General features: G+C 71.3%; 12 protein-coding genes. 11 read left to right on the top strand and 1 reads right to left on the bottom strand.

Annotated features, from left to right (window positions below; translation table 11 throughout):
* From A6A27_RS40470 to A6A27_RS40460, 3 genes are all read left to right on the top strand, one after another.
* A partial coding sequence (locus A6A27_RS40470; protein ID WP_241825698.1) for an ABC transporter permease subunit occupies positions 1 to 1,326 on the top strand: 1,326 nt, incomplete at its 5' end.
* Positions 1,323 to 2,234, top strand: coding sequence for a sugar ABC transporter permease (locus A6A27_RS40465; RefSeq protein WP_073839942.1), 912 nt, complete (start codon positions 1,323 to 1,325; stop codon positions 2,232 to 2,234). The genes A6A27_RS40470 and A6A27_RS40465, both read left to right, overlap by 4 nt.
* Before the next feature lie 141 nt (positions 2,235 to 2,375).
* Complete coding sequence (locus A6A27_RS40460; protein WP_073839941.1) at positions 2,376 to 4,187, top strand: glycoside hydrolase family 13 protein; 1,812 nt, start codon at positions 2,376 to 2,378, stop codon at positions 4,185 to 4,187.
* A gap of 51 nt (positions 4,188 to 4,238) precedes the next feature.
* Here A6A27_RS40460 and A6A27_RS40455 read toward each other — a convergent pair whose 3' ends face one another.
* The gene (locus A6A27_RS40455; protein ID WP_073839940.1) at positions 4,239 to 4,853 is read right to left on the bottom strand and encodes a TetR/AcrR family transcriptional regulator; all 615 of its coding nucleotides are present in this window, start codon (positions 4,851 to 4,853) and stop codon (positions 4,239 to 4,241) included.
* Between the two features lie 96 nt (positions 4,854 to 4,949).
* Here A6A27_RS40455 and A6A27_RS40450 point away from each other — a divergent pair, with 96 nt between their 5' ends.
* The 8 genes from A6A27_RS40450 (at position 4,950) to A6A27_RS40415 (ending at position 14,216) form a co-directional block, all read left to right on the top strand.
* On the top strand, positions 4,950 to 5,957 hold the full coding sequence (locus A6A27_RS40450) for a hypothetical protein (RefSeq protein WP_073839939.1): 1,008 nt from the start codon (positions 4,950 to 4,952) through the stop codon (positions 5,955 to 5,957).
* Between the two features lie 57 nt (positions 5,958 to 6,014).
* Positions 6,015 to 6,356: a hypothetical protein gene (locus A6A27_RS40445; RefSeq protein ID WP_073839938.1), complete on the top strand. Its 342-nt coding sequence runs from the start codon at positions 6,015 to 6,017 to the stop codon at positions 6,354 to 6,356.
* A gap of 276 nt (positions 6,357 to 6,632) precedes the next feature.
* A complete protein-coding gene (locus A6A27_RS40440; RefSeq protein WP_073839937.1) occupies positions 6,633 to 7,703 on the top strand; it encodes a BMP family lipoprotein in 1,071 nt (356 codons plus the stop codon).
* 196 nt (positions 7,704 to 7,899) lie between these two features.
* Positions 7,900 to 9,453, top strand: a complete 1,554-nt coding sequence (locus tag A6A27_RS40435; RefSeq protein ID WP_143194433.1) for an ABC transporter ATP-binding protein — start codon at positions 7,900 to 7,902, stop codon at positions 9,451 to 9,453.
* Positions 9,450 to 10,805 (top strand): ABC transporter permease, encoded by a 1,356-nt coding sequence (locus A6A27_RS40430; protein WP_073839935.1) that lies wholly within the window; start codon positions 9,450 to 9,452, stop codon positions 10,803 to 10,805. Before A6A27_RS40435 ends, A6A27_RS40430 begins: the two co-directional genes overlap by 4 nt.
* Positions 10,806 to 10,808: 3 nt before the next feature.
* A complete protein-coding gene (locus A6A27_RS40425) occupies positions 10,809 to 12,089 on the top strand; it encodes an ABC transporter permease (RefSeq protein WP_073839934.1) in 1,281 nt (426 codons plus the stop codon).
* Between the two features lie 12 nt (positions 12,090 to 12,101).
* The gene (locus A6A27_RS40420) at positions 12,102 to 12,803 is read left to right on the top strand and encodes a cytidine deaminase (RefSeq protein ID WP_073839933.1); all 702 of its coding nucleotides are present in this window, start codon (positions 12,102 to 12,104) and stop codon (positions 12,801 to 12,803) included.
* A 132-nt stretch (positions 12,804 to 12,935) separates the two neighbouring features.
* Positions 12,936 to 14,216: a thymidine phosphorylase gene (locus tag A6A27_RS40415; protein ID WP_073839932.1), complete on the top strand. Its 1,281-nt coding sequence runs from the start codon at positions 12,936 to 12,938 to the stop codon at positions 14,214 to 14,216.
* Positions 14,217 to 14,258: the final 42 nt, after the last annotated feature.

The following is a 14,258-nucleotide window of genomic DNA, read 5'->3' as shown; positions in this document are numbered from 1 at the left end:
GCCTTCCAGGTCTTCCCGGTGCTCTACACCGCGAGCACCGCGTTCACGAACTTCGGCGACGGCCACCGCGGCAGCAAGGACGACGCGATCGTCGCCATCCAGAGCTCCTCGGTGAAGCAGGTTCCGGGCTCCACCGAGTACTCCCTCTCCATCGCCACCACGGGTGATCCGGCCGCCGACCCGCTGGTCTTCCTGTTGACCGACCCGAAGACCAAGGAGGTCTCGGTCGGCGACGCGGGCGGGCTGCGCAAGCTCGACGCCGGCCAGGTCACCGTCAGCCCGACCGGCAAGGTCACCGCCGCCGACGGCTACACGGTGCTCAACTTCGGTCAGGCCAGCGTCCGGAGCAAGGAGATCACCGACCTGATCGTGCCGACCTCCGGTGGCGCCATCCGCTCCAACGGCCTGTCCCGCGCCTATGAGGGCAAGGCAATCCGGGCGTACGACACGGGCTGCGACTGCATCAAGGACGGCGAAACCGGTAAGACCTGGACCGCGGACGAGGCGACGGGCTCCTTCGTCGCTGCCGACGGCGAGCGCCTCGCCCAGGGCTGGAAGGTCAATGTCGGCCTGGCGAACTTCACCCGGGTGCTCACCGACGACAACATCTCCGGGCCGTTCCTCGGCACACTGATCTGGAACTTCGCTTTCGCGATCGCCTCCACCGGCGGGACGTTCGTCCTCGGCCTGCTCATCGCACTGGCGCTGCACTCGCCCCGGATGCGGGGCACCAACCTCTACCGGGTGCTGTTGATCCTGCCGTACGCCATGCCGTCGTTCGCGATGCTGATGGTCTGGCGGGACATGTTCAACACCGACTTCGGACTGCTCAACAACCTGTTCGGGCTGGGCGTCGACTGGTTCGGCGGAAGCTGGACCGCCCGCTTCGCGGTGATCCTGGTGCAGCTGTGGCTCGGCTACCCGTACATGTTCCTCGTCACCACGGGAGCGCTGCAGGCGATCCCGCGCGAGCTGACCGAGGCGACCTCGGTCGACGGCGCGTCTCCCTGGCAGTCGTTCCGCTCGGTCACCCTGCCGCTGCTGCTGGTCGCGCTCTCTCCGTTGCTGATCTCGTCGTTCGCGTACAACTTCAACAACTTCAACGCGATCTACCTGACCACGGAAGGGGCGCCGTTCCCCGCGGACAACCCGACGAACGGGGCGACCGACCTGCTGATCACCTACACGTACCGGCTCGCGTTCGGCGCGCAGGGCGCGGAGTTCGGGTTCGCGGCGGCGATCTCGCTGTTCATCTTCACCATCGTCGCGGTGGTGTCCGCGGTGAGCTTCCGGCGCACTCGCAAGCAGGAGGAGGTGTACTCGTGACCACGTCCACCGCCGTTCCGGCCACCCGCAACCCGGCCGGCACCGCCCGCCGGCGGGGCAACCGCTGGCTGACCCAGGTCGGCTGGCGGCACCTCGTCGGCGTGCTCGGGGTGCTGTTCAGCCTCTTTCCGATCGTGTTCGTGCTCTCCGCCGCGCTCAACCCGCTGGGCACGCTGTCGTCCACCGAGCTGGTGCCGACCGCGGGGGTGACGTTCGACAACTTCGGCGAACTGTTCCAGCGCACCGCGTTCGCGCGCTGGTTCCTCAACTCGCTGCTGATCGCCGGGGTCGCGTCCTTTGCGTCGGTCTTCCTCTCGGCGTTGGCCGCGTACGCCTTCTCCCGGATGCGCTTCCGGGGCCGGCGGGTCGGGCTGCTCTCGCTGCTGCTGATTCAGATGTTCCCGCAGTTTCTGGCGATCGTGGCGATCTTCCTGATCTTCGGCACCATCACCGAGCTGTGGCCCGGGATCGGCTTCAACACCCCGTGGGGCCTGTTGCTGCTGTACATGGGTGGCGCGCTCGGCGTGAACACCTGGCTGATGAAGGGATTCTTCGACACGCTCCCCCGGGAGCTGGACGAGTCGGCGACCATGGACGGCGCGACCCACGCCCAGGTGTTCTTCCGGATCATGCTGCCGCTGGTGGCCCCGATCCTGGCGGTGACGGGACTGCTGGCGTTCATCGGCACGATCAACGAGTTTTTGATGGCGAACGTGTTCCTCACCAGCACCAACTCGAAGACCCTCGCCGTCGGGATGTACGGCATGCTCCAGGGCAACGAGCGCAACGTCAACTTCGGGATTTTCGCGGCGGCGACCCTGCTCACCGCGATCCCCACGGTGCTGGTGTTCCAGTACCTCCAGCGCTACATCGTCTCCGGCCTCACCGCCGGAGCGGTCAAGGGCTGAGCCTCCTCGGCTCACGCTGCGGCAAGGGCGTCGTGTCGGCGTACACCGGAGCGGTTCACGGGCGGATCGCCGCGGTCGGAGAGATCGGCCGCGGCGGCCGACCCTTCCCCTCCCTGTCCGGACGACGCGAAAGGCTGTCCCATGTCCCTCCAGCCGCACCACGACGGATCCGCCACCTACGTGCCGGAGCAGGAGCCCGCGCTCGGGCGCCGCGTGCCGGTCTTCGTCCGGGTGCCGGCCGGCGCCGACGTCCACCAGGTGCACGTCCGGACCACCGGCGACGGCGAGCCGCGGTTCGCCGAGGCCGTGGTCGACCGCACCGAGGGCGGTGACGTGTGGTGGCGGGCCGACGTCGAGGTCCGCAATCCGGTCAGCAACTACCGGTTCCTGCTCGACGGGCGGGCGGGCTGCCGCTGGCTCAACGCCGCCGGCCTGGTCGACCACGACGTGCCGGACCACGGCGACTTCAAGCTGGTCAGCTACGCTCCGCCGCCGGCCTGGGCCCGGGACGCGGTGATCTACCAGATCTTCCCGGACCGGTTCGCCCGGTCCGCCGCGGCCGACGGCCGGACCCCACCGGAGTGGGCGATCCCCTGCGACTGGGACACCCCCGTCATCGGGCGCGGGCCGGAGACGCCGCGCCAGTTCTACGGCGGTGACCTGGACGGCGTCACCGAGCACCTGGACCACCTGGACCGGCTCGGCGTCAACACCGTCTACCTCACCCCGATCTTCCCGGCCCGCTCCAACCACCGGTACGACGCGTCCAGCTTCGACACGGTCGACCCGCTGCTCGGCGGGGACGCCGCCCTCGCCCGGCTGGCCGACGCCGTGCGCGCCCGGGGCTGGCGGCTGCTCGGCGACATCACCAGCAACCACACCGGCGACGCCCACCACTGGTTCACCGCCGCCGCCTCCGACGTCACCGCGCCGGAGCGGGACCTGTACTACTTCGACGAGGCGACCGCCGACTACGAGTCCTGGAACGGGGTCAAGTCGCTGCCGAAGCTCAACTGGGGCAGCGCCGAGCTGCGCCGCCGCTTCGCCACCGCCGAGGACTCGCTGCTGCGCCGCTGGCTGCGCCGGCCGTACGGGCTGGACGGCTGGCGGGTGGACGTGGCGAACATGACCGGCCGGCGGGGCGCCGACGCGTACACCCACGAGGTGGCGCGCCTGCTGCGTGAGGTGGTGGCCGAGACCCGGGCGGACGGGTTGCTGCTGGCCGAGCACGGCCACGACCACACCGGCGACCTAGACCGGGACGGCTGGCACGGCACGATGAACTACGTCGGCTTCACCGACCCGGTCTGGTCGTGGCTGCGCCACGGCGACGACCCGCTGCCGAACTTCCTCGGCACCCCGGGCGGGGTGCGGCGGCGGGACGCGGGCACCGTGCTCGCCACCATGAACAGCTACCGGTCGCTGGTCTCCTGGCGGTCGTACGTGCACTCGTGGCAGTTGCTCGGCTCGCACGACTCGGCCCGGATCCGGACGGTGGTCGGTGACGCGGCCCGGCAGGAGGTGGCCGCCGGGCTGCTCGCCACCATGCCGGGCACGCCGGTGGTCTTCGCCGGCGACGAGCTGGGGCTGACCGGCACGAACGGGGAGGGGTCGCGTACCCCGATGCCGTGGCACCGGCCGGAGAGCTGGGACCGGCGCACGTTCGAGGCGTACCGGTCGTTGCTGGCGCTGCGCCGCGGCGAGCCGGCGCTGCGGCACGGCGGTCTGCGCTGGGTGCACGCGGACGCCGACACCCTGGTCTTCCTGCGTGAGGCGCCCACCGGCACGGTGCTGGTGCTGGCCCGCCGCGCGGCCGGCACCCCGGTGCGGCTGGCCGGCCTGCCGGCTGGGGAGAACGCGTACGGCGGCGCGCCCGCCCTGCGGCCCGCCGCCGACGGCGTGGTGACGCTGCCCGCCGACGGCCCCACCTTCCAGGTCTGGCGGCTCGCCTAGGTGTAAGCACAGGCCCCCGGTCAACGGATTCCGTTGCACAGGGGGCGCCTGCTAACCGCTGACGGGTGACGTGGCGCTGCCAGTGAGGAGCGTGCGGACGCCGGCCAGATAGGTGTGGCGGTCCGGCTGACCGGTCAGGATGCGCTGCATGAAGTAGCCGGGGATCAGGCCGAACAGGGCCGCCCCGGCCGCCTCCGGGTCGGCGTCCACCGGCAGTTCGCCGGCCTCGCGCGCCCGCCGCGCGATCGCCACGAAGTGGTCCCGGAAACCGCGGTACGTCGCCCGGACGAAGTCGGCCAGCGCCGGGTCCCGCTGCGCCTCGCTCCAGACCTGGATGGCCAGCCGCAGCACGCCGTCCGGGCCGGTCTGGGAGTCCACGTAGGCGAGGGCCCGGGCCAGCACCTCGGTCAGCGGCAGCGGCGGCTCGTGGCGGGCCAGCTCGGCGAAGACCTGGTCCGCCCCGCCGATCACGGCCTGGGCGATCGCGGTGACCAGGTTGTACTTGCTGGGGAAGTAGCGGTAGACCGCCCCGACCGAGAGCCCGGCCTCCCGGATCACGTCCTGCATCGAGGTGTTGTGGAAGCCGTCGCGCAGGAAGCACCTCCGGGCCGCGTCGAGGATCTGCTGGCGGCGGGCCGCGAGGTGTTCGTCCGATACGCGTGGCACGACCGACAGTGTAAAGCGAACGTTCGTTCTTGACCGGAGGTCGACCGGGGCGCATCCTCAACCTAAGAGAATGAACGTTCGTTTTAGGAGGCGGAGATGCTCGCTCACCCGTCCCAGGTCCGCTCGCCCTGGCTGTTCGCCGTCCTGCTGGCCGCCCTCGCGGTGGCGGCCCAGGCGCTGCTCGTTCCGCTCTTCGCCGCTCCGGCGGCGCATCTCGCCCCCCGTGACCTGCCGGTCGCCGTCGCCGGGCCGGCGCCCGCGACCACCGCACTCGCCGCCCAGCTGGCCACCGCCCGGCCCGGCGCGTTCGAGGTGACCACGCTGCCGGACGCGGCAGCGGCCGACCGGGCGCTCCGCGACCGCGAGGTGTACGCCGCCTTCGTCGCCGGTCCGGACGGGATCGCGCTGCACACCGCCCCCGCGGCGAGCCCGACGGTGGCCGCGCTGCTCACCGAGGCCGCCGCGCAGCTCTCCGGTGGCCGGCCGGTGCCGGTGGAGCAGGTCGTCCCGGCCGACCCGGACGACCCGCGCGGCGCCGGGTTCGCCGCCGGGTTCCTGCCGTTCGCGCTGACCAGCATGCTGGCCGGCGCACTGATGATCTTCCTGGTGACCCGCCGGGGCGCCCGGCTGCTGGGGCTGTTGTCCTATGCCCTTCTTGCCGGCCTGGCCGGGGTGGCGGTGCTGCACGGCTGGCTCGGCATCCTGGCCGGTGACCTGTGGCGCGAGGCGGGCGCGATCGGGCTGTTCGCGCTGGCCGCGGCCGGCACGGTGGCCGGACTCGGGGCGGCGCTGGGCGGTCCCGGCATCGGGCTCGGCGCGCTGCTGGTCTTCCTGGTCGGGAACCCGCTCTCCGCGGTCAGCGCGGCGCCGGAGCTGCTACCCCAGCCGTGGGGAGCCGTCGGGCAGTACCTGCCGGTCGGGGCCGGCGGCACGCTGCTGCGCGCGGCGGCGTTCTTCGACGGCGCGGGCGGCACCCGGCCCCTTGCCGTGCTGGCCGGGTACGCGGTGGTCGGTATCGGTCTGGTCCTGGTCAGTGGGCGGCGGGCCGGGGCCGACGGGCGAAGCGCGACGCCGGGGGTGCGGCCAACCAAGGTCACGGTATGACGGCAGCTGCCGGGGCCGACTACTACAAGCCGTCGTTGCTGGGGCAGGATGGTCGGCGTGGAAGCTCTTCGGCTGGTTCTTCTCTACGTCCATCTGATCGGGTTCGCGATGCTGCTCGGCGGCTCGATCGCCCAGTACGTCAGCGGTCGGCTGCGGATCAACGCGGCCATGCTCTGGGGCTCGGTGATCCAGGTGCTGACCGGAATCGGTCTGTCCGCCCCGCTGCGCGACGGGCACGAGCCGGCACCCGCCAAACTTGTTACCAAGTTGGTGCTCGCGCTGCTGATCTTTGTCATGGTCTTCTTCTCCCGCAAACGGGAGTCGGTCAACCGTGGCCACTTCCTCGCCATCATCGGGTTGACGCTGGTCAACGCGGCGGTGGCGGTCTTCTGGCGGTAGCCCGTCAGCGGCGGGAACGCCACGTGAAAACGGACGTTCGTGACGCCGCTCCGGAGGCCTGCGGGCACGCGAAGTGATTTGCCCCACCCAACGGTTACACCGGGGTAACGGACGCTCAACAGTCGTGCACGATTGTCGGCCGGTGGGTGGGCGCGGGCGTACGCTCCCGTCCGTAACGTGGGACGCCGGCGGGCACACCGCAGGCCGGCGAAAGGGCTGCCACCGCGACAACGCGGTGTGCAATGGGAAGGAGACGTCTTGCGCTCTGTGCGTGGGATGCGGATCGTCGCCTCCGCCTTCGTGGCGGGTGGCCTCGTGCTGGGCGCCGCCGCGTGTGGTGAGGCCCCCAAGGACAACAACGGCGCCGGCAGCGGCGCCAAGAAGTACAGCGCCTGCATGGTGACGGACGTCGGTGGCATCGACGACAAGTCGTTCAACACCTCCGCCTGGGCCGGCCTCCAGGAGGCCAAGAAGGCCAACGACAACATCGACATCAAGTACGTCGCGTCGAAGGCCGAGGCGGACTACGAGGTCAACCTGACCGGGTTCGTCAACCAGAAGTGCGACTTCATCCTGGCCGTCGGTGGCCTGATGGCCGACGCCACCAAGAAGGCCGCGACCGCGAACCCGAACCAGCAGTTCGGCATCGTCGACTCGAACCCGGGTGTGGCCAACGTCTACCCGATGCAGTTCGACACCGCGCAGGCCGCCTTCCAGGCCGGCTACCTCGCGGCCGGCATGAGCAAGACCGGCAAGGTCGGCACCTACGGCGGTCTGCCGATCCCGCCGGTGACCATCTTCATGGACGGCTTCGCCGACGGCGTCGCGTACTTCAACAAGACCAAGAGCAAGAACGTCCAGGTGCTCGGTTGGGACAAGGCGACCCAGAAGGGCTCCTTCACCAACGACTTCACCAAGCAGGACGAGGGCAAGAAGGTCTCCGACGCGCTGGTCGCCCAGGGCGCGGACATCATCATGCCGGTCGCCGGCGGTGCCGGCCTCGGCACCACCGCCGCGGCCCAGGCCTCCGGTGGCAAGTACTCGGTCATCTGGGTCGACACCGACGGCTGCAAGAGCACCCCGAACTGCCCGGCGCTGGTGACCACCGTCGTCAAGAACATCCAGGACGCCGTCAAGGACGCCGTGCTCAAGGCCGCTGGTGGCGAGAAGCTCCAGGCCACGCCGGGCTTCGTCGGCACCCTGGCCAACAACGGCGTGTCGATCGCCCCGTTCCACGACTTCGACAGCAAGGTCCCGGCGGACCTGAAGGCCGAGGTCGACAAGATCAAGGCGGACATCGCCGCCGGCACCATCACGGTCACCTCGAAGGCCCAGCCGACCAAGTGACCCGTTCGCCGGCCGCCGCGGATCATCGGCCGCGGTTGCCGGCGGGCACTACGCATGACGATCCGGCCGCCTCGGCGCACGTGGGGACATCTCCCGCGCCCGCCGGGGCGGCCGGTCCGCACCATCCCCGGCCCGGCCAGGCGGCCGGCACGGCAGCAGCTACGCTGCACCATCGCTCGCACTCCAGGAGGTTGCGCTGAGACTCGAACTGCGCGGCATCACCAAACGGTTCGGTGATCTGGTCGCCAACGACCACATCGACCTGACGGTGGAGCCTGGAGAGATCCACGCCCTGCTCGGCGAGAACGGCGCCGGCAAGTCGACCCTGATGAACGTGCTCTACGGGCTCTACCAGCCCGACGAGGGCGAGATCCTGGTCGACGGCCGGCCGCTGAAGCTGAAGGGCCCGTCGGACGCGATCGCCGCCGGCATCGGCATGGTGCATCAGCACTTCATGCTGGTGCCGGTCTTCACCGTGGCGGAGAACGTCATGCTCGGCGCCGAGCAGGTCAAGGGCGGCTTCACCGGCTTCCTGGACCGACGGCGGGCCCGGCGCGAGGTCGCCGAGGTCTCCGAGCGGTACAACCTGCGGGTCGACCCGGACGCGGTGATCGAGGACCTGCCGGTCGGCATCCAGCAGCGGGTGGAGATCGTCAAGGCCCTCACCCGCGAGGTCGACCTGCTGATCCTCGACGAGCCGACCGCGGTGCTCACCCCGCAGGAGACCGAGGAACTGCTCGCGGTCATGCGGTCGCTCAAGGCCGCCGGCAAGTCGATCGTCTTCATCACCCACAAGCTGGGCGAGGTCAAGGCGATCGCGGACCGGATCACGGTGATCCGCCGCGGGAAGACCGTGGGTACGGCCTCGCCGAGCGCCAGCCGCGACGAGCTGGCCGCGCTGATGGTGGGCCGCAGCGTCCGGCTGACCGTCGACAAGAAGCCGGCCACCCCGGGCAAGCCGATCCTCGAGGTCTCCGGCCTGGTGGTGGACGACGACCGGCAGGTACGCGCGGTCGACGGCGTGGACCTGACCGTGCACGCCGGTGAGGTGCTCGGCATCGCGGGCGTGCAGGGCAACGGCCAGACCGAGCTGATCGAGGCCGTCATGGGCCTGCGGCCGGTGCTCGCCGGCACAGTGACCCTGGACGGCGAGACCGTGCACGGCTGGCCGACCAAGAAGGTGCTCCGCGCCGGCGTCGGGTACGTGCCGGAGGACCGCAGCGTCGACGGCCTGGTCAAGGAGTTCTCCGTCGCGGAGAACCTGGTGCTGGACATCTACGACCGGCCGCCCTTCGGCAAGGGCCTGTCGCTCAAGCCGGACGCCATCGCGCAGTCGGCCAAGGAGCGGATCGAGCAGTTCGACGTCCGTACCTCCTCAGCGGACGCGCCGGTGGGCACGCTCTCCGGCGGCAACCAGCAGAAGGTGATCGTTGCCCGGGAGCTGTCCCGGCCGCTGAAGCTCTTCATCGCCGCGCAACCGACCCGGGGCGTGGACGTCGGCTCGATCGAGTTCATCCACAGCCGGGTGATCCGCGAGCGGGACATCGGCACCGCCGTCATGGTGGTCTCCAGCGAGCTGGACGAGGTGATCGGGCTGGCCGACCGGATCGCGGTGATGTACCGCGGCCGGATCATCGGCGTCGTCAGCCCGGACACCCCGCGCGAGGAGATCGGCCTGCTGATGGCGGGCATCACCCCGGACACCGCCGCGGCGGCCCCCGAGGGCCCTGGCAACGAGGACAACGCATGAGCAACCCGAACCCGGTGTCGGGCTCCCCGGACAAGGAGCCGGCGACCGAGGCGCAGGAGGCGCGGAGCGAGGCACGGGCGAACCCGACCGCGCCCGCGGGCGACTCCGAGCGTGCGGTGGCCGCCACCGCCACCAAGGAGCCCCCGGCCGAGCCCCGCCCCTCGCTGGGCCGGCTGTTCCTGGACAACCTCTGGGCGGCGAACACGGTCACCGTGACGGTGCTCGCGGTTCTGCTGGCGATGCTGGTCGGCGCGGTGCTGATCATCGTCTCCGACCCGGCGGTGCTGGCCACCTACGGCTACATCACCGCCCGGCCCTCGGACGCGATCAACTCCAGCTGGACCGTGGTCAGCGAGGCGTACGCGAACCTGTTCAAGGGCGCGATCTTCGACCCGGAGGCGTCCGGCTTCACCGCCGCGCTGAGCCCGATCTCGGAGACGCTCACCTACACCGCGCCCCTGGTCTTCACCGGTCTGTCGGTGGCGCTCGCCTTCCGGGGCGGCCTGTTCAACATCGGCGCCCAGGGGCAGGCGACCATCGGCGTCATCCTGGCCGCGGCGGCCGGCTTCGCGCTGCCGCTGCCGCCGGGGGTGCACCTACTCGTGGCGCTGATCGCCGGTGCGGCCGGCGGTGCGATCTGGGGCTTCATCCCGGGCATCCTCAAGGCGCGGACCGGGGCCCACGAGGTGATCAACACGATCATGCTCAACTACGTCGCGGTCTACTTCCTGTCCTGGATCATCATCCAGAACGGGGTGCAGAACCCGCGGCGGGCCGACGCGATCAGCAAGCCGGTCGAGGCCTCCGCCCAGCTGCCCCGGCTGCTCGGCGACAACCTGCGGGTGCACGCGGGCATCCTGCTCGCGGTGCTGGCCACCTGGTTCGTGGCCTGGCTGCTGAACCGCTCGACGCTCGGCTTCGAGCTGCGCGCGGTCGGCGCCAACCCGGACGCCGCCCGCACCGCCGGGATCAGCGTCACCAAGACGTTCGTGCTGGTCATGGTGATCGCCGGCGTGCTGGCCGGGCTCGGCGGCTCGAACATGGTGCTCGGTTCCACCGCGGACGCGCTCACCCCGCAGGTGGTCGCCCAGATCGGCTTCGACGGCATCCTGGTGGCGCTGCTGGGCCGGGTGAAGCCGTGGGGTGTGCTGATGGCCGCGCTGCTCTTCGGCGCGCTCCAGGCCGGCGGCAACCGGATGCAGTCGTACTCCGGGATCTCGCTGGAGCTGGTCACCGTGCTCCAGGCACTCATCGTCATCTTCATCGCCGCGCCGGCCCTGGTGAAGGCGATCTTCCAGCTCCGGGCGGCCCGCGCGGCCCGGCTGCAGACGAGCCTCGCGAAGGGCTGGTGAGGCATGTCCACCATGGCTGTCCCCGAGGTCGCCGTCACCGCGGTCGACGAGGGTTTCTGGACGCGTACCCGCAAGACCGGCGCGGTGGTGCTGGCGCTGGGTCTGCTCGCGGCGGTGCTCTTCGGCGCGCTCGCCACCGATCAGCAGGCCCGGTTCACGCTCAGCGAGACCGAGGGCGGCGCGGCGCTGGAGATCAACGGCACGGTCGGCGCGATCCTGTTCGGGCTGATCGCCGCCGCGGCCGGCGCCGCGCTGCTGGCCGGAGTGCCGAAGCGCTGGTTCACCCTGCTGCTCGGCGTCGGGCTGGTCGGTTTCGTGCTCAGCTTCCTCTGCTGGCAGGTCTCCGCGGCGCCCGCGGGGAGCAACTTCATGCCGCTGGTCAACGTCGTCCGCAACACCTTCGTCCTGGCGCTGCCGCTGATCTTCGGCGCGCTGGCCGGCGTGCTCTGCGAGCGGTCCGGCGTGGTCAACGTGGCGATCGAGGGCCAGCTGCTGATGGGCGCCTTCTCCGGCGCGCTCTTCGGCAGCATCTCCGGCAGCGTCTGGGTCGGTCTGGTGGCCGCCGCGATCGGCGGCGCGTTCATCTCCCTGCTGCTCGCCGTGTTCGCCATCCGCTACCTGGTCGACCAGGTGGTCATGGGCATCGTGCTCAACCTGCTCGCGGTCGGCATCACCGGCTTCCTCTACGAGCGGCTGATGCAGACCGACGCGACCAAGTACAACAGCGCCCCCCGGTTCGGCACCTGGGAGATCCCGCTGCTCAAGGACATCCCGCTGATCGGTCCGGCGCTGTTCCGGAGCAACATCTTCCTCTACCTCGGGCTGCTGCTGGTACTGGTCATCCACTTCGCGCTGTTCCGTACCCGGTGGGGGCTGCGGACCCGGTCAGTGGGCGAGCACCCCACCGCCGCCGATACGCTGGGCGTGAAGGTGCTGCGGCTGCGCTACCGCAACGTGATCATGGCGGGGCTGGTGGCCGGCGTGGGTGGCGCCTCGTACACCCTGGCGCTCTTCTCGTTCACCAAGAACATGATCGGCGGTAAGGGCTTCATCGCCCTGGCCGCGCTGATCTTCGGCCGGTGGAGCCCGACCGGCGCGCTGCTAGCGGCGCTCTTCTTCGGCTTCGCCGACCAGCTCGCCACCTACCTCGGCGCGATCGGCAGCAGCATCCCCAGCCAGTTCCTGGCGATGCTGCCGTACCTGGCGACGATCCTGGCCGTGGCCGGCCTGGTCGGCCGGGTCCGGGCGCCGGCGGCGGACGGCAAGCCGTACATCAAGGGCTGACGGAGGTAGCACGTGGAGATCGACTGGGAGCGGCTGCGGGCCGCCGCCACCGAGGTGATGCGGCACGCGTACGTGCCGTACTCGAAGTTCCCGGTCGGGGCGGCGGCCCTGGTCGACGACGGCCGGGTGGTGGTCGGCTGCAACGTGGAGAACGCCGCCTACGGCGTGGTTCTCTGCGCCGAGTGCGGCGTGGTCTCCTCGCTGCACGCCACCGGCGGCGGCCGGATCGTCGCCCTCTCCTGCGTCGACGCCACCGGCGAGCCGCTGATGCCGTGCGGCCGGTGCCGGCAGCTGCTCTGGGAGAACGGCGGCCCGGAGTGCCTGATCGAGGCGAAGGGCGGCCCGCTGCGGATGACCGAGCTGCTGCCGCACGCGTTCGGCGTCGAGGACCTGGAGGCGGTGACCGGCGAGACGCCGGTGCCGGTGGTGCCGGAGCGGCTGGCCGCCTGGCGGGGGCGGGGCACGGTCTTCGTGCACCCGGACCTCTCCGCCGGGCAGCAGGTCTGGACGGCGTACTGGGAGCGGTCGGCCGGGGACACCGAGGGCGCCGAGACCGGCGTGCTGGAGGAGGGCCCGACCTGGGACGAGCCGGCGGAGGCGATCACCTGGGGGCTGGCGCGGACGCCGCGCGTGGTGGTCGTGGACGCGTCGGGCACGATCTTCTGGGCTGGGGAGGGTGAGCCTCCTCTGGAGATCCCGGTTCGTTGGGGTTGAGCTGGGGGATCGGGCCGACCGTGCCCGGCTCCGGGCGGTCAGGCTTGATCCCTCCGCCGGTCACGGTCGGCCCAATCCCTCGGCTGGTCGCGGTGCGCCGAATGCTTTCGCAACGACTGATAGGAACTTCTGGTGAGTGCTTTTACGGCGGTTGATGTCATCCGGACCAAGCGGGACGGGGGTGTGCTGAGCGACGGGCAGATCGACTGGGTCGTCGACGCGTACACCAAGGGGCTGGTCGCCGACGAGCAGATGTCGGCGCTGGCCATGGCGATCCTGCTGCGCGGCATGACCGGGCCGGAGATCGCGCGGTGGACCGCCGCGATGATCGCCAGCGGCGAGCGGTTGGACCTCTCCACCGTGGCCCGGCCGACCGCGGACAAGCACTCCACCGGCGGCGTCGGCGACAAGATCACCCTGCCGCTGACCCCGCTCGTCGCCGCCTGTGGGGCGGCGGTGCCGCAGCTGAGCGGCCGGGGTCTCGGCCACACCGGCGGCACGCTCGACAAGCTGGAGTCGATCCCCGGCTGGCGGGCCGCGCTGAGCAACGACGAGTTCATCGCCCAGCTCCGCGACGTCGGCGCGGTGATCTGCGCGGCCGGCGACGGGCTGGCCCCGGCCGACCGCAAGCTGTATGCGCTGCGCGACGTCACCGGCACCGTGGAGGCGATCCCGCTGATCGCCAGCTCGATCATGAGCAAGAAGATCGCCGAGGGGACCGGCGCGCTGGTGCTCGACGTGAAGGTCGGCTCGGGCGCGTTCATGAAGAACGTGGACGACGCCCGCGAACTGGCCCGGACCATGGTGCAGTTGGGCAAGGCGCACGGCGTGCGAACCGTAGCCCTGCTCACCGACATGTCCACCCCGCTCGGTTTGGCCGTGGGCAACGCGGTCGAGGTGACCGAGTCGGTCGAGGTGCTCGCCGGCGGGGGCCCGGCCGACGTGGTCGAGCTGACCCTGGCGCTGGCCCGGGAGATGCTCGACGCGGCCGGCCTGCCGGACGCCGACCCGGCGGCGGCGCTGCGCGACGGCCGGGCGATGGACGCCTGGCGGACGATGATCCGGGCACAGGGCGGCGACCCGGACGCCCCGATGCCGACGGCCAACGAGGTCGAGGTGGTCCGCGCCGCCGAGGACGGCTACGTCGCCGAGGTGGACGCGTACGCGATCGGCGTGGCCGCCTGGCGGCTCGGGGCCGGCCGGGCCCGCAAGGAGGACCCGGTGAGCATCCCGGCCGGGGTGGTGCTGCACAAGCGCCCCGGCGACCGGGTCCGCGTCGGCGAGCCCCTCTACGAGCTGCGCGCCGAGCACGCGGAGCGGATTCCGGCCGCGCTCGCCGAGGCGCAGCGGGCGGTCCGCATCGCGCCGGACGCACCGGCCGTGGCGCCGCTGGTGATCGACCGGATCGGCTGACAGTCCGGCCCGGCTCCGGCCGTGGTGCTGAGCCCGCCGAGC

The organism is Micromonospora sp. CB01531 (assembly GCF_001905095.1).
Lineage (GTDB): Bacteria > Actinomycetota > Actinomycetes > Mycobacteriales > Micromonosporaceae > Micromonospora.
Note: the sequence above shows the minus strand (reverse complement) of the source record. Positions and strands in the feature narration are given on the sequence as shown.

Bases quoted from the DNA above. Each gene is read 5' to 3' on its own strand.
- A6A27_RS40425 (WP_073839934.1), top strand. From the start codon at position 10,809: ATGTCCACCATGGCTGTCCCCGAGGTCGCCGTCACCGCGGTCGACGAG.
- A6A27_RS40450 (WP_073839939.1), top strand. From the start codon at position 4,950: ATGCTCGCTCACCCGTCCCAGGTCCGCTCGCCCTGGCTGTTCGCCGTC.
- A6A27_RS40460 (WP_073839941.1), top strand. From the start codon at position 2,376: ATGTCCCTCCAGCCGCACCACGACGGATCCGCCACCTACGTGCCGGAG.
- A6A27_RS40430 (WP_073839935.1), top strand. From the start codon at position 9,450: ATGAGCAACCCGAACCCGGTGTCGGGCTCCCCGGACAAGGAGCCGGCG.
- A6A27_RS40440 (WP_073839937.1), top strand. From the start codon at position 6,633: ATGCGGATCGTCGCCTCCGCCTTCGTGGCGGGTGGCCTCGTGCTGGGC.